The 18,496-nt window shown below is 37.9% G+C and carries 14 protein-coding genes; all 14 read left to right on the forward strand.

Annotated elements, in window-relative coordinates; translation table 11 throughout:
- The 14 genes from AC07YT_RS12740 (at position 1) to AC07YT_RS12805 (ending at position 18,307) form a co-directional block, all read left to right on the forward strand.
- On the forward strand, positions 1-1,446 hold the full coding sequence (locus AC07YT_RS12740) for a RagB/SusD family nutrient uptake outer membrane protein (protein ID WP_086548484.1): 1,446 nt from the start codon (positions 1-3) through the stop codon (positions 1,444-1,446).
- An 11-nt stretch (positions 1,447-1,457) separates the two neighbouring features.
- The gene (locus AC07YT_RS12745) at positions 1,458-2,219 is read left to right on the forward strand and encodes a DUF4843 domain-containing protein (protein WP_494945339.1); all 762 of its coding nucleotides are present in this window, start codon (positions 1,458-1,460) and stop codon (positions 2,217-2,219) included.
- 25 nt (positions 2,220-2,244) lie between these two features.
- Positions 2,245-3,759, forward strand: coding sequence for a PKD-like family lipoprotein (locus AC07YT_RS12750; protein WP_086548486.1), 1,515 nt, complete (start codon positions 2,245-2,247; stop codon positions 3,757-3,759).
- Positions 3,760-3,801: 42 nt separating this feature from the next.
- Positions 3,802-4,476 (forward strand): hypothetical protein, encoded by a 675-nt coding sequence (locus AC07YT_RS12755; RefSeq protein ID WP_494945340.1) that lies wholly within the window; start codon positions 3,802-3,804, stop codon positions 4,474-4,476.
- Between the two features lie 48 nt (positions 4,477-4,524).
- The gene (locus tag AC07YT_RS12760) at positions 4,525-5,181 is read left to right on the forward strand and encodes a TlpA family protein disulfide reductase (RefSeq protein WP_494945341.1); all 657 of its coding nucleotides are present in this window, start codon (positions 4,525-4,527) and stop codon (positions 5,179-5,181) included.
- 54 nt (positions 5,182-5,235) lie between these two features.
- The gene (locus tag AC07YT_RS12765; RefSeq protein WP_086548487.1) at positions 5,236-6,417 is read left to right on the forward strand and encodes a TlpA family protein disulfide reductase; all 1,182 of its coding nucleotides are present in this window, start codon (positions 5,236-5,238) and stop codon (positions 6,415-6,417) included.
- A 19-nt stretch (positions 6,418-6,436) separates the two neighbouring features.
- Positions 6,437-7,933, forward strand: coding sequence for a retropepsin-like aspartic protease (locus AC07YT_RS12770; RefSeq protein WP_494945342.1), 1,497 nt, complete (start codon positions 6,437-6,439; stop codon positions 7,931-7,933).
- A 4-nt stretch (positions 7,934-7,937) separates the two neighbouring features.
- Entirely contained in the window at positions 7,938-9,071 is a 1,134-nt protein-coding gene (locus AC07YT_RS12775) for a thioredoxin family protein (RefSeq protein ID WP_086548489.1), read from the forward strand.
- A 220-nt stretch (positions 9,072-9,291) separates the two neighbouring features.
- Entirely contained in the window at positions 9,292-10,797 is a 1,506-nt protein-coding gene (locus tag AC07YT_RS12780; RefSeq protein ID WP_086548490.1) for a glycerophosphodiester phosphodiesterase family protein, read from the forward strand.
- 161 nt (positions 10,798-10,958) lie between these two features.
- Complete coding sequence (locus tag AC07YT_RS12785) at positions 10,959-13,328, forward strand: phosphocholine-specific phospholipase C (RefSeq protein ID WP_086548491.1); 2,370 nt, start codon at positions 10,959-10,961, stop codon at positions 13,326-13,328.
- A 110-nt stretch (positions 13,329-13,438) separates the two neighbouring features.
- Entirely contained in the window at positions 13,439-16,303 is a 2,865-nt protein-coding gene (locus AC07YT_RS12790; RefSeq protein ID WP_494945343.1) for a ligand-binding sensor domain-containing protein, read from the forward strand.
- Between the two features lie 35 nt (positions 16,304-16,338).
- Positions 16,339-16,965, forward strand: a complete 627-nt coding sequence (locus AC07YT_RS12795; RefSeq protein ID WP_086548493.1) for a response regulator — start codon at positions 16,339-16,341, stop codon at positions 16,963-16,965.
- Between the two features lie 105 nt (positions 16,966-17,070).
- Complete coding sequence (locus tag AC07YT_RS12800; RefSeq protein WP_086548494.1) at positions 17,071-17,436, forward strand: VOC family protein; 366 nt, start codon at positions 17,071-17,073, stop codon at positions 17,434-17,436.
- Between the two features lie 4 nt (positions 17,437-17,440).
- Complete coding sequence (locus tag AC07YT_RS12805) at positions 17,441-18,307, forward strand: helix-turn-helix transcriptional regulator (RefSeq protein WP_478357718.1); 867 nt, start codon at positions 17,441-17,443, stop codon at positions 18,305-18,307.
- Positions 18,308-18,496: the final 189 nt, after the last annotated feature.

Below are 18,496 nucleotides of genomic sequence, written 5' to 3' on the forward strand. Positions count from 1 at the left end.
ATGAAAAGAATTTATACTACATTAATGATGATGTTAATCGTCACAGCGACTTTAACATCATGTAAAAAATTTCTTGACGTACAACCAGAGGATAAAGTTTTAGAAGAGCAGTTGTTTTCTACGAAGCAAGGTGTTAATACAGCATTGAACGGTTTATATCTAAACCTATCAAAAAATAATCTTTATGGAGATAATTTAACCTTATCAACCGTTGAAATTCTGGCACAGCGTTATAACATCACCACAATTCATGATCAATATAAATCGAGCATATATGCCTATGGAGATGCTCCGATTATTTCGAGAATTGACGCCATTTGGACAGGAGCATACAGTACAATTTTAAACATTAACGCTTTCGAAGAGAACCTGATTAAATACTCCGGGGCAATTAATGCCAAAACAGACTCTATTTACCGTGGGGAGGCCATTTGCATGAGGGCAATGTTGCATTTTGATTTGTTACGTTTATTTGGTCCGCGATATAATACAGCAGATTCTACAAAAAATTCTATTCCATATTATACGCAGTCGGGATCTGCAATTGGCCCATTACTGCCCGCCAATGTTATAATGAATTTGATTACGGCTGATCTGGCCAATGCCGAAAAGCTATTAAAGGCAGATCCGGTTATTGTAAATGGAGTAATGCCCGGGGCTTTGAATGATGGTACCGATTTTTTACGCAATAGAAATTATCGATTTAATTATTATGCCGTTAAAGCCTTGCAGGCAAGGGTAAATATGTATAGGGGGAATAAGGTGGCTGCCCTGGCTGCAGCTAAAGAGGTTATCGCTAACAGTGGAAAATTTCCCTGGGTAACGGTTGCTAATGCACTAAGTGAAAAAGTTAATCCAGATCGTGTATTTACTACAGAAATGATTGTAGGAATCCAGTGCACTCAACTGTATAGCAATTATCTGGCGATATTTGATCCGGATTTAGCTGAAAAAACCATTTTAGCGCCGCTTTCTGGTAGGCTTGCAACAGTATTTGAATCAAACGAGAACGATTATAGATACAATCTAAACTGGATCGTTCCTTCCAATGGAGGTAAGACCTATCGTACATTCTATAAATATGCCGATGTTCAGGATAAAACGAAAACATTCCGCTTTACGGTACCGCTAATAAAAATTAGTGAAATGTACTATATCGCAGCGGAAAGTGAAACGGATTTAACTCAGGGATATGCTAATCTAAATACCGTCCGTAACAATAGAGGGCTCACCAGTTTAGCCACGGGCACAGCAGCTACTCTAAATACAGAGTTACAAAAAGACCATCAGAAGGAATTTTTTGGCGAAGGCCAACTTTTCTATTACTATAAGCGGCGAAATATAACCACCATTCCTAACGGTGCTGTGGCAAGTGGTAACGTTACCATGAATGCGAGCACCTATGTTTTACCATTACCATTATCAGAAACTCAAATCAGACCATAATGAATTTAGCAATGAAAAAAATTATTTATAGTATTTCAACCATTATGGTTCTTTTCACCTTAGTTTCTTGCGAAAAACAATTGATGACCTATGAGGGTAAACCTAGTATTTATTTTAATGAAGCAGGAAAGCAACTTATTTATGGTAGTGATGTCAATACAGATTCCATCAATATATCCTTCTCACTGGTTAAAGGAACTGACTCTATACAAAAGGTTATTTTAGCTACTACTGGCGCAATGTCAACAGCAGATAGGGCTTACCGGTTAGAAGTAGATCCGGCTTCTACGGCAATTGCAGGGAAACATTATGATGCTCTACCAACAGCTTTTTTTATAAAAAAGAACCAAATTAAGGACACTATTCAGGTTAAGATTCATAGAACAGCTGATATGCTGACCAATAGCTACGTACTTTATCTCAACTTAGTGGAGAATGAAAACTTTTCTATCGAGATGAAAGATAAAGTGATCAATGCAGCCACTGGTAAAAGAATGAGCTTTATTAAATACAAGATAATTATAAGCGATATTTTAAAAAAACCAACCCGATGGTTAGATACCTATTTCGGTTCTTTCAGCCGAAAAAAACTATTTCTGATCTGCGACTATCTAAATATAACACCGGCCTATTTAGATACATCTATTTCTGTGGCAGAAGCGAATGCATTTGGGAAGTTAATGCAGCGTTACCTGAACGAGCAAAAAGCCGGAGGTAATATTATTTATGATGAAGACGGTACAGCGATGATTATGGGTGTAAGTGTTCAATAATTAGAAATTTATTAAATCGAAAAAGATGTTAAAGAAAATATACTTATGCTTTTTACCCTTTATTGCCATTTTTTTATTGGTTTCTTGTAAAAAGGATCTTGGTAATTATGATTACAATGAAATTAATGCGGTTAAAGAATTTATCGGAATACAGGATGTAACGGCTATTTACGGCAAAAGATTTATTATGAAACCAGAAGTAAGCTTTACGCAGGATAACGGAACTGACACCTCCAAATATAGTTATGAGTGGGCTTATTACACCAGCTTTGGATCTTCAGATGCAGTGTTTGTACTCGCCAATACAAGATATTTAGACGTGAACATGTCGCTTGTTACCGGAACCTATTATTTCTACTATGGAGTAACAGACAAAGCCACAGGCGTTAAATACAGAAAAGCGTTCAAAATGAGGGTAGAAAATGAAATAAACGAAGGATGGTTTTTGATGTGTGACGTTAATGGCTCAGCAAGGCTTGATATGCTGGCAAAAACAACAACAGGATTTAACGTAATAAATGACCTTTTAACCACCACTGGTTCGGGTTTAGTTCTAAGTGGAAGTCCTAAAATGGTATATAACTATGAAATGGGCGTATCTACGGGGCCAGGTTTAAATGCAGGTTACGCAATATATGTCGGTACTAACCAGGGTACAGAAAGAATTGATCCTGATAATTTTAAATGGAAAAGTAACTATACACTCAAAAATGAAATATATGGTCCGGTTGCTTCAAATTTTTATGCAGACGTGGTTCAAAGATCTGGATCAACAAGATCGTATATGATTGGAGGAGGAGACGCATATCTCTATGATAGGGTAAATCAGATAAGGTACAGTGCCCCGCTAAATATTATTAATGGCGAGCTGAAAGCCTTTAACATCGCACCATTTATTGCAACCAATGAAGTAGAGACTATTGCAATACCTGCTATATTTTACGATACGGATAATAAACGTTTTGTAAAGCACATAGGAAGTGCCGGATCCTGTACTGTAATCCCTGATCCGGCAGCAGGCAAACTATTTAGTTTTTCTACAGGGTTAGATTTGGTTTACATGACCTATGTAACTTTTAATGGAGGCGAAGTTTTCAGCGTGTTGAAAGATCCACAATCGGGGAAAAAATATTTGGCCCGTTTTAACGGTACAAACAATGCTCAATCATACTATGGCGAAATAACAGGAGCTGATATTGATAAAGCAGAAAATTTTGCCGTAAGTCCTGATTTTGGATATTTGTTTTACAGTGCTGCAGGTAAAGTTTACGAGTTTGATATGTCTCTAAAAACAACCAAACTTATGTTAGATAAAGGAGCTGATAGGGTTTCGTTATTAAAATTTCAAACTTTTATTAATACTACCAAATATCCTGATGGTAATAAGCTTATTGTTTGTAGCTATAACCCCACACAAGAAGAGGGAAAAAATGGCAAAATGGAAATTTTTGAAGTACCCTCAATTAATGGCGATATAGTTCTGGCAAATACCTATAGCGGTTTTGGAAAGGTTAAAAGTCTGGTTTACCGTACACGATAGTTTTCTGTATAAAATCAAAACATACAAATTAAACCAATTAAAATGAAAAAATTATTAAGCGCCGGACTTTTGTGCTTGGCCTCTTTAACAACAATGGCACAGGCGCCAGTTGAAGTAAAAGGTCTTTTAAAAAAGAAAAGATCATCAGCCGTTAAACTGTTTAAGGTAAAATACGGAAAGAGCATAGAAATTGCGAATGCTAGCCCGAGTGCCACTGGCCAGTTTGGTTTTTTGTTCTATCCCGAGTATGAAGGTTTATATGTAATCGGCACAGGAAATGAAGGAAGTCCGAACGATAACTATAAATTCTATTTCAAGGGTGGTGAGCAGTTATCCGTAAGTCTATTGGATTCGAGCTATGTGCTAACGGGTAAATTAAACTCTAAAGAAAACACAGTACTTACCCAATGGCACGACCTTACTTTCCCGCTTGAGCAGAAAGCCATCAACTTTATGAAAGTGCAAAGTACTTTTGTCGATTATTTTCCTGAGCAGGAAGAGATTGTCGCGAAGAGCAAAACTTTCTTAAACGGAAAAAGCACGGGTAATGCAAAATTTGATAAACAGATTAAAGACATCATGGCTTTAGATCTGGCTAGCTATGCAACTAACTTTTTAAATACACCGCGTTCGGCACATCCTTCGGTTGAAGAGTACAGCAATTTTTACAGCAGTTTAAAAGCAGTAGATTTTGCAAAAACAACCGACAAGGTGTAGAATTACCCATGGGGCTACCGCACCCTTTCGGGCATCATCAGCGTAAATATGCGTCAGGATGGCAAAGCCTATAAAAGAGGGGTAGAGGGCGTGGATATTTTTGCTTCTTATCTTCCAAATGATACTTTAAAGGGTGATTTGGCTTTAGAAAATGCTGCCAGTTATAAAACAATAGGTGATTATCAAACCTTAATGGCAAAATATGATAAATACGTGATTACCAAAGCACAAAAAGAACGTAGCAGCAACATAATGAACCCTTTATTAACCTATAAACCAGGTACCGATGCTTACGAATTTTCTTATGCAGATAACAATGGTAAAATGCATAGCATGAAAGATTTTAAAGGAAAAGTAGTGTTGGTTGATACCTGGGCAACATGGTGTGGACCTTGCAAGGCTGAAATTCCATTTCTAAAGAAGTTAGAAGAGGAGATGAAAGGGACAGATGTACAGATTATCAGTTTATCTACCGATGCAGAAAAGGATAAAGAAAAGTGGCTTAAAATGATCAAAGATGAAAATTTGGGCGGCTTACAGCTTTTTGCCGGCGGACCAGCTAATGAGTTTTCTAAATATTATAAAATTAATACCATTCCCCGTTTTTTGGTTTTCGATAAACAGGGCAAAATTGTAACCGTTGATTCACCACGCCCTTCTCAGCCAGAGTTAAAAGCATTATTACAAAAAACTTTGGCCAATTAGGTCATTGCTTTGCCGCTATATCGGCGGCAAAGCTTTTTACATTTTCTTACTTCTATGATAACAATAAAAAAACTATTGCTGGCTACGCTTTTGCTCTTTTTTTTACCCAAAGCCTATTGCCAGAATGATAGTATACAAATTAGCGGGCAGCTTAAAGGCCTGGGAAATAAATCGGTTTGGATTTCTTTTGCTGATGATGCTGGTGTATCGAGAAGTTACAGAGCAAATGCCATTAACGATATTTTTTCTTTAAAAGTGCCCCGCTTGCAGAGGCCGGCTATCGCACGGTTTGACGTTTCGATATTAAGGGGGGTAAACGCTACAAGCAAGGACAAAACCTTTTCGAATCCATCGCCCGTGCTCGATCTGTTTGTTTTTGATAAAGGGATTAAAATAACTGGCGATGCCTTATTAGTTCAGTTTGCTAAAGTAAGTGGAGATGAAGAAAACAATGTGTTTGACAACTATAAACAGCTGGTAAAAAAGGAAGAAATGCGTAATTATGAAATTATGCAGTTGCTTTTTAATGGAGAAAAAAACACTAATGCGGCGCAATCAAAGGCACTTAGTGCGGAGGCCACTGCAATTAACAGAAAGTTGGTTAACGTAAAGCGCGACTTTGTTAAAAACCATCCGGATGCCTTTGCTTCTGTATTTTTATTAACCCGAATGCAAAACCTGTATACCGCAGGCGATTTTATTTCCACGTGGAACAGTTTATCGTCCAAATATAAAAACCATCCTATTGCAGAGAGAATCAAGGCGTACATCAAAAAAATAAGTACTACACCTGAAGGGTCGGATGCCATTGGTTTTCAGAAAACCGATAATCACGGCAAAACCATCAATTTGGCTGATTTTAAGGGAAAGACTGTGCTGCTCGATTTTTGGGGCAGCTGGTGCGGGCCTTGCCGGGCCAGTAACCCACATCTTAAGGCATTATACGCAAAATACCAATCCAAAGGTTTTGAAATTATAGCCATTGCACAAGAGCAGAAAAAGAATCTTGAAGAGGCAAGAGGGCTTTGGCTTAAAGCCATCGCAGAGGATGCATTACCTTACATCAATGTGCTTAATAATGAGGATATGGATAAGCAGAATCTGGTAAAAGACTATAACATTATGGCTTTTCCAACCAAGATACTGCTCAGCAGCGAGGGTAAAATAATACTCCGTATTACCTCGAGTGCTACTGATGATATTGACCTGGCCCTCGAAAAAATTTATGGATTTTAAATCCACCTACTCAGATAAAATGAAAATTAAAGCAATACTGTTTTTGGGCGTCTTGGTATCGGCACTAAACGTGCAGGGACAAAACGCGAAAACGATAATCGAAAGCATGAACAAAATGTTCGCTCAAAAATCTATCGATCCCATAATGGAAAACTTAGGTAGCAATTTTTCTATTGCCGCTTACTCCAGACCATCAACCGATAGAATGTTAAAAGCGATTTTGGAACGTTACGCCTGCGATTCGCTTCAATTGAAAAACGAGGTAAAACAGAATGGAAATGTTCAGCTTACCGTGATACCGTTTAACAAAGGAAAAGCAGGTAAAGAAAGTTCCATTTATACCGATGCGCAGTATAAAATCCTTTACACTGATATTTTCGATCAACGCTATGGCATGAACTGGTATAAAAAATCGGTATTGGTTGCTAAAATCCCTTTCGAAGTGCACGATGGCGCTATCATTTTAACGGTTAAGGTAAACAATAACCAAAGACCATTAAAATTGCTTTTCGATACCGGTGCAGATGGAATGGCCATTACCAAAGCCCTTGCCGATTCTGTGGGCATAAAAGCCAGCCGACAGCAGAACACCTCCGTTGTTGGAGGCAATATGCAGATATCGGTTTCAGAAGGAAATACCATTCAGCTCGATACTTTTAAGCTAAAAAACCAAAGTTTTGCCATTTTCCCCGAAATGCACAAGGGAACTGACGGGATTATTGGAAACAGCATTGCCAAAAACTACATCACCAAGGTAGATTTTGATAAAAAAGAACTTTCGCTCTACAATTTCGGCGATTATGAATATCAGGACCAGGGAACTTCTGTGCAAGTAACCGTTCCGGCGGGTTTGTTTATTATCCCAAGCGAGGTTAGTGTAATGCCCGGACAAGCTAATAGCGGTGAATTTGTTTTCGATACCGGTGCGTCTTACAACCTGATTTGTTTCAGGCCATTCGTAAAAAAGAATAAACTATTAGTAAGTGGTTTTAAACCCGAATATAATGGTACCACAACCAGTATGGGCATCAGTACACCTACCTACAGTGGCCGGGCAGCATCATTTTCTTTTTCAAAGATGCCTAAGCTAACCGATTTTCCGGTTACCCTGATGGCAGGCGGTGGTCAGAGTGAAAACTGGAATCCGGGTTTTGATGGATCAATTGGCATCAGGACCATTGGGCGTTACAACTTCACCATTAACCTGCAGAAAAAGGAAATCCATTTTGTGCCTAACCATACCATTAACTTTCCAAACGATTTTGTTTTGGGCGCTTATTTATTCGGCTTCGATCAGGATGGAAAATTAAAACTGTTAAGTGTAGTTGCTCCGGTGGAAAGTGAACCAATAAAAGCAGGGCAGACAATTGAAAGTATTGATGGCGTCGCCGCATCAGTTCTGCTTAAAGACAGCAAAAAAATGCTTTCGGTTTTAAGTGCTCCATCAGGTAAAATCTTCAAAATGGTCTACACTGTAAATGGAGTGAAACAAAATATTTCAATAACTAAAAAATAGATTTATGAAAAAAATAATCCATACCATTTGCCTGATGTTCGCTGTTATAGGCTGTCTGGCACAAAATCAATCCTTAAACAGTGTATTAAAACAAGCCAAAAAAGAAAACAAACTCATTTTTGTTGATTGTTATTTCACAGGCTGCATCCCATGTGCTCAAATGGACGAAAATGTTTTTCCAAACGAGCTGGTTAAAGCCGAAATGAATAAAAATTTCCTGATGCTCAAAGTAGATATTTTTAAGGATAAACTTGGCGATACCTTAAAAGTGCAGCATATTTTAAATGGCTTCCCTACTTTTTTAGTCTTAAATGGCGATGGGAAACTAATAAGCTCATCATCGGGCTATAAAGATCCGGGGAATTTGCTCGCCTTGTTTACCGATGCACGTCAAAAAGCAAATCAACAGCAGTTTTTAGCTGGTTTTTCTACACAATATGACGAGAAAAAATATCCCTCGTTTTATGTAGAATTCTGTAAAACCCGGAAGGGAATAACTCCAGCTATCTTAGCAACCTATAGCGATACTTTAAAAAACTTTAAAGCCGAAAATGCCTTGTTGCCTTATCTGGTTACCAGATCGGCAGACGAAAAGGCTATTGAAACCATCTTTGCTGATTACAATGGTTTTGTATCGCTTTATGGAGCCGATGTATTGCAGCCTGTGATCGATTATGGCTTAAACCTCAAGTTGGCTAAAGCACTAAAAACAAATTTGAATGATGCTGCTTTTGAAGACTTTTTAGGGGGGCAGAAAAAATATTTCACAGAAAAAACATGGAAAATATGCCTGCAAACTTTGGGAAATAAATACTTCCTGGCGATGAAAAAAGATACCGTAGGTTTTCTGAAATTCGCTATAAAAAATCCTGTTTTATACCAATATCACTTCAATGCGCTTTATAGCACATTATTGGTTAAAAACGGTTTTACTCCGGAAGTGGTGAAGCTCTTTTGTAAATGGGCTGATGCCATTGTTACAGATGATAGTGGTCTTGAGTTTATGAAAACAGCTGCGGCTGTAAATAAACGCGCGCAGGACGAAGCCGCTTATAACAGATTTATGAAAATGGCTGCTACCTATGCCAGTAAGTATAAAATGAAAACAGAATCCGTTAATGAAACCGGTTCTGAATAAATAAGAATTACACCTTGTAGAAGGGGTGCATGTTAAATAGTTAATGATCGAAAAGCTTATCTGGATGGGTAAGCTTTTTGTTTTTGTTCATATAATGGTTACATTAACTTTATTTTGTATTCGGGCTAAAAATCTACTTTTGATCTTTCATCCCATAAAATTATTTTCAATGGAGATGGGACAATCATGATTTTCAGGTCAATCATCATAAAACCAAAATATGAAACGAGTATTTATTTCTGCACTAATGTTGTTCATTTTTACTGCCTCATTTGCTCAAAAATTTAACTGGAATAAAAACCAGGTAATTGCCCACCGTGGCGCATGGAAGAAAAATAATTTCCCTCAAAATTCAATAGCCTCTTTAAACGAAGCAGTAAAGTTGGGTTGTTATGGTTCGGAATTCGATGTATGGATGACCGCAGACAATGTTTTGGTCATTAATCACGATCCTGAATTTCAGGGTTTGGTTATCGAAAAAGTAAATTATGCTGATTTATTGACCAAAACGATGAGTAATGGCGAAAAGATCCCAACACTCGAAGCCTATTTATTGGCGGGTAAAAAGCAAAGAACCACTAAACTGATTTTAGAGATCAAACCTTCGTTAATCAGCAAAGACCGGGGAATTGAGGTGACCAATAAATGTGTTGAAATGGTTCAGAAACTCGGGGTAGTGGAGTGGACAGAGTACATCAGTTTCGACTACGATTATTGCAAACGCATTTTAGCATTAATGCCGAAAGCAAAAGTGGCTTATTTAAAAGGTGAAATCAGTGCCGAACAAATGAAAGCCGATAAATTAACCGGTGTTGACTATCATTTTAGCGTTTACCAAAAAGATGGGTGGATCGAAAATGCCCACAAATTAGGATTAACGGTAAACGCCTGGACGGTAAATACAGTTCCCGAAATTCAATGGCTTTTGGCACACCAGGTTGATTACATTACCACCAATGAGCCAGAATTAACTTTCGAAGAACTTAAAAAAACACCAGTTGCAACAGGCTGGAAACTGAAGTGGGCTGATGAATTTAACGATGCCGGATTACCTTTAACAAAAAACTGGAGTTATGATGTTGGCGGAAAGGGTTGGGGCAATAACGAACTTCAATATTATACCGATGCCGACAGTACGAATGCCGTTGTAAAAAAAGGGAATCTGAATATTACTGCTGTAAAAGCAGATAAGGAAAACAACCATTATACTTCGGCCAGATTAGTCACGAAAAATAAATTCGATTTTAAATATGGAAGGGTAGAAGTCCGCGCTATGTTACCCAAAGGCAGGGGCTTATGGCCTGCAATATGGGCTTTACCAACTGATTGGAAATATGGTGGCTGGCCAAAAAGCGGTGAAATTGATATTATGGAACATGTGGGTTATGATCCGGATAGTGTTCATGGAACGGTACATACCGAAAAGTTTAACCATGTCATAAAAACGCAGGTTGGCAAGGCTTTAAAGGTTGATCATCCTTATACCGAATATCATATTTATGCGGTAGAATGGTATGCCGATCGGATCGAATTCTTTATCGACAATCAAAAATACCTCACGTTTAAGAACACCAAAAAAGGATCCGGCGACTGGCCATTCGATCAAAACTTCCACATTATTTTAAATGTAGCCGTAGGTGGCGGTTGGGGTGGACAAAAAGGCGTAGATGAATCTATTTTCCCCGCAACAATGAAAGTGGATTATGTGAGGGTATTTCAGAAGTAATGGAAGAGGAGATAGATGATGGTTTATAGTTTGATCAGTCATGGTGCTTAGTTAAATTGACTAAGGACTTCGGACTAACTTGAGCTATAAATTTAACTGTCAACTGAAAAATGCTAACTGAAAACTATAACTTGCGGTATCTAAGCTATATTGTATAATTTATGGACTCACGTAGAGAATTTCTAAAAAAAGCGGCCTTGTTTGCCGGAGCCACTGGTATGGCCAATACCTTGCCCAGTTCGGTGCTAAAAGCCATGTCAATTAACCCTGAACCGGGTAGTACATTTTACGACGCAGAGCATATCGTTTTCCTGATGCAGGAAAACAGGTCCTTCGACCATATGTTCGGTAAAATGAAAGGTGTTCGCGGATTTAATGATCCCCACCCACACATTCAACCTGATGGAAACAAAGTTTGGTTGCAAAAAGATGGTCAGGGATATACCTATGCACCCTTTCATGTCGACATTAACAAAACGAAAATCACCTGGCAAGGTGGTTTACCCCATTCGTGGAATGACCAGGTTGCTGCAAGAAATGGTGGCCGTTACGATAAATGGCTGCCGGTTAAAACACCCATGACATTGGCTTATTATGATCGGAATGATATTCCGTTCTATTATGCCATGGCCGATGCTTTTACCATTTGCGATCAGCATTTTTGCTCATCGTTAACCGGAACAACACCAAACAGACTGTTCTTTTTTACAGGAACCGTTCGCGGAGAAAAAAGCGCCAACCGGGTTGCAGTGGTAAACAACGATCAGGCCGAATCGCAAAATAATGTATTCGTCGATTGGCCAACCTTTCAGGAAACATTAGAAGATAATGGTATCGATTGGCGCATTTACCAAAATGAACTGTGGACCTCCAAACTCCCGGAAGGTGAAATAGATGATTGGTTGGGTAATTATGGTGATAATCCGGTTGAGTACATCAGCAGGCACAATGTTAAATTATCGGCCTACTTTAGAAAAAATGGCGATAACACCGTTAAACCTGCATTAACCGCAAAAGAGGTTCAGGAGAAATACGATAAATTATCTCAAAAGGAAAAAAACTTAGTAGATAAAGCATTTACTACGAACATTTCTCAAAAAGATTATCTCGATCTTGAACCGTTTACCTTTAAAAATGACCAGGGTAAGTCTGAAACCATTAATGTGCCTAAGGGCGATATTTTTCACCAGTTTAGAAAAGATGTAGACAGCGGAAAATTACCAACGGTTTCGTGGCTGGTTGCGCCTCAGCGTTTTTCTGATCACACCAGTTCTCCTCTGTACGGAACCTGGTATGTGAGCGAAGCCCTGGATATCTTAACTAAAAACCCAGAGGTTTGGAAAAAAACAATTTTTGTTTTAACCTACGATGAAAATGATGGTTACTTCGATCATCAGCCCCCTTTCGTGGTGCCAAACCCTGATGATTCAACCAGCGGAAAGGTATCTGAAGGCATAAACTATGCTACCGATTTTGAATCAAGAAAAGGAAGTCCGATCGGCTTGGGCTATCGTGTTCCATTAGTTATTGCCTCACCCTGGAGCAAGGGTGGTTTTGTAAACTCGCAGGTTTTCGACCATACCTCATCATTAATGTTTATGGAAAAATGGCTGGCTAAAAAAACAGGTAAAGCCATTAAAAGCAATAACATTAGCGATTGGCGAAGAAATATATGTGGCGATTTAACCTCCGTATTTAGACCATATAACGGAGAGGAAATCAAATCTCCGGAACCATTAAAACGTGATGTTGTGGTAACTAATATCGGTAATGCTAAAAATAAACCCGCACAGGTTGGGCCTACCGCACTTAATAAAACCGATGTTGCAAAAATAAATAAATTCGAATCCTTTTCTCCTGAAACATCTAACCATGCACCTAAACAGGAAAACGGAACAAAACACGCCTGTGCCTTACCTTATCATTTAATGGTTGATGCCAATCTGGTTAATAATGAAATCGCACTTACTTTTCAATCGGCAAAAACCTTGTTCGGTAGTGAAACAGAAACGGTTGGTGCGCCTTTCAACATGAATACCATTGCCAAATTTAAAGGTGTTGTGGGCAAAACATGGGCCTATGCAGTGAAGGCTGGTGATGTGTTAAAAGACAGCATTAAACTGGATGATTTTGATAACGAAGTTTATGACCTGACAGTAAGCGGTCCTAATGGTTTTTACAGGCATTTTACAGGCAGCAAAAAAAATCCTTCCATTGTGGTAAAAGCATATCCGGAGCAAGGAGGTTTGGTGTCCAAAAAATTAACAGGTACCCTGGTTTTCGCTATAGAGAACAAAGGCGCTGCTTTAGTTACACTCCAAATTGTAGATAACAAATACAAATCGGGGATTAAAACCGTAACAATTAAGCCAAAATCGAGCAGCAATATTTCATTTAATCTGGCTAAAAACGCGAACTGGTACGACTTCAGTATTGTACAGACGGGTAATATTACCTTTAAACACCGTTATGCCGGTAAAATAGAAACCGGAGAAATTACCCAAACCGACCCATACATGGGCAACGCATAAAAAATATCCCCCAAAAAGGGGGATGGCTTTTGAAAGAAATTATGCTTATTTTGTATTACATGTGCAGTAAACTGTCTATAATCAAGATAAATTTCATAGTTTCTTTCATTTTGCTTTTTAGCCTGAAGCTATCGGCCCAAAGCTATAATTTTACCAATTACAGCCTGAAGGATGGCTTGCCTCAGTCGCAGGTAATGGTAATTTTTCAGGCAAAAGACAGGACGCTCTGGCTTGGCACTTTTGGCGGGGTAAGTAATTTTGACGGCAGGCAATTTACCTCGTATAGCAAAGCTGATGGATTAGGATCGAACTCCGTAAACTGCATTGCAGAAGATAACCAAGGTCAGGTATTTTTTGGCACCGAAACGGGCATTAGCATCCTGAAGCGCGGAAAAATAAGCACCCTGTTTTCAGGTAAAGGGGTAAGCCATTTGCTTAAAGACAAAGAGGGTGTTATTTGGGGAATAAGTGAACATAAACTTTTCAAAATTGTAAAGGATAAAATTATTTCTTATTCCATCGCCGGTAAAAATATCCATACCATAAACAGCGACAGTTCTGGAAACCTATATGCTGTAGTATCAGGAAGCGGGATTTATCAATTAAAAAATAACAATTGGGCAATCTACCAGGAGTTACCGCCAGCCATCAATACTTTATCGATCCGGAAGATTTTATTTGATAAAACGGTAAAGAACAAAATTTATCTCTTAACCTATCGTAGTGGAATTTATGTACTGGAGAATGGAATAGTTAAACCATTTTTTAAAAAAGCTGGTATTGATACCTATTATTCCATCGCGCAGGATCATCGTGGAAATATGTGGGTAGGTTCTGAAAAAGGGGCTTATTTCATCAATAAAACCGGGGCAGTCATTAATTTTAACGGAGAAAATGGATTGAGCGATAACCAGGTAAATGAAATATTTAGCGATGCCGAAAATAATATCTGGATATCTTGTTTTAGTGATGGCATTTACAAATATGAAGGCGATGCTTTCATCAGGTACAACAGGTTTAAAGGCAAGAACCTGGCTTATCCAATAAGCGGAATAGCAGCCGATAAAAACGACAACCTCTGGTTTGGCACTTTTAACAAGGGTGTTTTTAAGTACGATGGTAAAGATGTACAAAATGTCGATATCCCCGCTTTTAAGGATAAAAAAATCTACTTCGTTTATGCCGATAGAGCAAAAAACGTTTGGTTTTCTACCTATGGCCAGGGTATTTGGAAATACAACGGACAGAAATTTAGCCAGGTATTAAAGCCAGAGCGATTTGATAACAGCGCGATAGCTGAAGACGAGGAAGGTGGAATCTGGATAAACGGACTCATGTGGACTACTTATTTAAAGGATGGGAAAACCGAACGAATCAGTGGGTTTGATGGCTATTTATCTTGTATTTACCCTTTGACCAAGGATAGCGTATTTCTTGGTACCTCAAATGGCATTACGCTCATCAAAAACAAAAAAATAGATAAAACCTTTCACATCAAATCGCTCAGCAATGTTTACGTACTGAGCATTATAAAACATCATGATAATTTAATTTTTGCCACGCTTGGTGATGGGATTATTACCTGGAATTTAAAAACAAAAGCCATTAAGCGTTATGTTGTTGCCAATGGACTAAACTCAAATGATATTTATAGCCTGGCAACCGATAAGAAAAATAATTTATGGGCCGGAACAGGGCGGGGGATTAACAAACTAACTTTTAATAAACAGCAGCAAAGTTATGAGGTGTTTAGAGATCATCCCCTAATTGTGGAGTGTAATCAAAACGCCATTATCAATTACAAAAACAGCATATTGGTGGGCACTATAAACGGACTCATTCAATGTAAAACCAATCCGACTACTGAGAACAAAAAGAACCCTTTTATCCATATTCAACAGGTAAGTGTTTTTCATAAAAATGATCGTGCAAAAGATATTTCAATAGACCTAAGCAAAATAGGGCATAAATTTTATAAACTGAACTACAGTCAAAACCACATTTCGATAAGTTTTAAAGGGGTTTATCTCACCAATCCCGAAAGCGTACTTTATCGCTACAAACTGGTTGGAGTAGATAACGATTTCAGTAAACCTGTACCCAATACGGAAATCGAATATTCGGCCATAAGGCCGGGAAGTTATACCTTCCAGGTTTATGCCATTGCAAATGGTCAGCAATCGAATATAGAGCAGTTTAGCTTTACCATTGTGCCGCCATATTATGATACCGTTATATTTAAAATCATCGCCTTTTTGGTGCTTATATTTCTAATCTGGCTTATTTTTTACCTGATTTTTAAAACAAGAGAGCGTAAAAAACACCAGTTCGAGAAGTTAAAGCTAAAAGAACAGGAAAAAATAAGAAAACAAACTGCCGAGGATTTTCATGATGATATTGGCAATAAATTAACCAGGATTAATGTTTTGTCAGAAATTTTGGATAAAAAGGTATCCGGAGCTGAAAAAGAGCAAAAAGAACTGATCCGCTTAATCAGAGAGAATGCCGGCCTTTTGTATACCGGAACTAAAGATATCCTTTGGGCATTAGATCCACATAGCGATAATCTATTTGAAATATTAATGCATATTAAAAATTTTGGTGTAGACCTTTTCCAAAATACCGGCGTTACATTTAAAATGGAAGGAGTATTAAGTAAATACCAAAAACTACACCTGTCGATGGAGTTTAACCGAAACCTCACGTTAATTTTTAAGGAAATGCTGAATAATGTATTAAAGCATGCTAAAGCAAGCCAGGTGTTGATTATGGTTATTGAAACTGATCATGATACGGTAAACATCCTGACAACAGATGACGGAGCGGGTTTTGATATTGAAACGGTACAAAAAGGAAGAGGACTAAACAACATTCAAACACGCTGCAAACGCATAAAATCGACCTTCCAAATTTCTTCTGTTAAGGGGAAAGGTACCACCACAACAATTTCTACCAGAATTCCTGTTACAAAATAGCACTAAAAGCGTCTTAATTAAAACCAACCACAAAAATGAGCCAGAATTTACGAATTGTTCTAATCGAAGACGACGATATTTTAAGAATGGGTTATGAATCGTTATTAAGCGATGTAGACGATTTTGTAGTCGTAAATGCTTATGCTTCGTACGATTTGGCCAGGAAACACTTAGAAGCCGATCATCCTGATGTGATTTTGCTCGATATCCAGATGCCTGGCACCAATGGACTGCAGGCTTTGCCTTTTATCAAAAAAACCTTACCTACTGCAAATATTATTATCCTTACCGTTTTCGATTCGCCCGAATTGGTTTTCGAAGCCTTAACCATGGGCGCCGGTGGTTACCTCACCAAAAATTCGAGTGCCTCAAAAATTATAGATGCAGTAAGAGAGGTGAGTACAGGTGGAGGCGCCATGAGTACCAATGTAGCGCGCATTGTTATGCATTCTTTTCAGAAAAACCTCAATTCTCCTTTAACTAAACGCGAAACCGAAATATTAGATCGGATTGCAAACGGACAAACAAAATCTCAAATCGCAAACGATCTCTTTATCGACCAGGAAACGGTAAGGAGCCATGTGAAAAATATTTACATCAAACTCGATGTAAATTCAAAATCAGAAGCGATTAAAACAGCCAAAGAAAAGCGCTTTATTTAATCTATACCCATTTCCTGCTAAAAAATAATGCGAAAATCACCCTTTTTGGGTGATCCTTCGGGTTCAATTTCAGTTTAATTTTACATCATACAATTAAACAAGGCAATGAACCAATCTGCAAAATTCTTTTATGTGCAAGTAACGCAGCTAAATGATGCAGATGCATTCTATGCCAACTGTTTGGGCATGCCTACAGAATCGACAATGATTTCTGAACAGGAAAAAGGAATCATGGTAAAGGCAGATCATGAGACCAATATTTTCCTGTCAGAACGGAAGCATCAAAACCAGACCAATAAAATTGTATTAAGCAGTGATGATTGTTTAGAAGATTATTGCAGGCTAAAATCGAGAGGGGTTGTTTTTAAAAATAGACCAGCTTACTTAAGTGAGGGTTTAAGTATCGAATTTTCTGATCCTTATGGTAATCATTTCATCATATTGGAGCAGCGTAACTATAATGAGGATTAATGTTATGAGATACGTAAAAGAATTAAGCAATAGGAATAAAATTATAAGCGAAAGCACCTGTGAGGCGCTTTACGAGCAACAGAATGATGCTTATACCATTAAATTTGTTTTTAACGGCACCGAAGACTGCGAAATTAACAAACGTAAGTTTAGCATTTATCCCGATACTTTTGCCGTGGTAAATGCCGGTACAAATTTTAGCAGCAAAATCGATTCGATAAGTCCTGTAAATACATTTTCGGTTTCCTTTGGCGAAAATTTTATTAAAGATTTTCATCATACTTTTTCAAACAGCAACGAAAGTTTACTTGCCGGAAAAGAAGCCCGGGAAACACCTCCGTTTATCGAATCGCTTTATCCGTTTTCTGGCGATATGCGCTTTAATGTACTGCATTTAAAAAGCCAGCTCGATAAAGGTTTGAAAGACGAAATGCTGATTAATGAGTACCTGTACCACTGCCTTTTAAACTATTATAAAATTTATGATAAGGAGGTGGCTCAGAAATTAGATAAACTCAGCTTTATCAAAACAAAAACCCGCGAAGAGGTTTTAAAAAGATTAACACTCGCTAAAGAATACATTAGCAGTAATTATAATCAAAATATAACATTAGAAAATATTGCCGAACAGGCATGTTTATCGGTTAACCATTTGCTAAGAACCTTTAAAGAAGCATATGAAATTAGCCCATACCAGTTTTTAGTGCATTTAAGATTAAACCGGGCTAAAAAACTATTACAAACCACCACTTATTCCTTAAATGAGATAGTAGGTTTAGTAGGATTTGAATGCCCAAGTTCATTCATCAGGTTATTTAAACACACGTTCAATATTACCCCGCTAAAATATAGAAAGAGTAGGTTGAACTAAAGTATAAATAGTGATTTCTGCATATTTAGAATGTTAGGATGAAACTATTTTTGAAGCTCTTGCAGGACAATTTGTAGAAGTTTTTTCCTGTTTAGGTTAATAATGATTAAAAAGCAAACTGCCAGGATTGGGGTTTGCTTTTTTGCGTTTAAAGCCTCCTTCTGTCCAGAATGGTGATTTTCGCACATT

Source organism: Pedobacter sp. GW460-11-11-14-TSB4 (assembly GCF_059423705.1).

Bases quoted from the DNA above. Each gene is read 5' to 3' on its own strand.
- AC07YT_RS12740 (WP_086548484.1), top strand. From the start codon at position 1: ATGAAAAGAATTTATACTACATTAATGATGATGTTAATCGTCACAGCG.
- AC07YT_RS12745 (WP_494945339.1), top strand. From the start codon at position 1,458: ATGAAAAAAATTATTTATAGTATTTCAACCATTATGGTTCTTTTCACC.
- AC07YT_RS12750 (WP_086548486.1), top strand. From the start codon at position 2,245: ATGTTAAAGAAAATATACTTATGCTTTTTACCCTTTATTGCCATTTTT.
- AC07YT_RS12755 (WP_494945340.1), top strand. From the start codon at position 3,802: ATGAAAAAATTATTAAGCGCCGGACTTTTGTGCTTGGCCTCTTTAACA.
- AC07YT_RS12760 (WP_494945341.1), top strand. From the start codon at position 4,525: ATGCGTCAGGATGGCAAAGCCTATAAAAGAGGGGTAGAGGGCGTGGAT.
- AC07YT_RS12765 (WP_086548487.1), top strand. From the start codon at position 5,236: ATGATAACAATAAAAAAACTATTGCTGGCTACGCTTTTGCTCTTTTTT.
- AC07YT_RS12770 (WP_494945342.1), top strand. From the start codon at position 6,437: ATGAAAATTAAAGCAATACTGTTTTTGGGCGTCTTGGTATCGGCACTA.
- AC07YT_RS12775 (WP_086548489.1), top strand. From the start codon at position 7,938: ATGAAAAAAATAATCCATACCATTTGCCTGATGTTCGCTGTTATAGGC.
- AC07YT_RS12780 (WP_086548490.1), top strand. From the start codon at position 9,292: ATGAAACGAGTATTTATTTCTGCACTAATGTTGTTCATTTTTACTGCC.
- AC07YT_RS12785 (WP_086548491.1), top strand. From the start codon at position 10,959: ATGGACTCACGTAGAGAATTTCTAAAAAAAGCGGCCTTGTTTGCCGGA.
- AC07YT_RS12795 (WP_086548493.1), top strand. From the start codon at position 16,339: ATGAGCCAGAATTTACGAATTGTTCTAATCGAAGACGACGATATTTTA.
- AC07YT_RS12800 (WP_086548494.1), top strand. From the start codon at position 17,071: ATGAACCAATCTGCAAAATTCTTTTATGTGCAAGTAACGCAGCTAAAT.
- AC07YT_RS12805 (WP_478357718.1), top strand. From the start codon at position 17,441: ATGAGATACGTAAAAGAATTAAGCAATAGGAATAAAATTATAAGCGAA.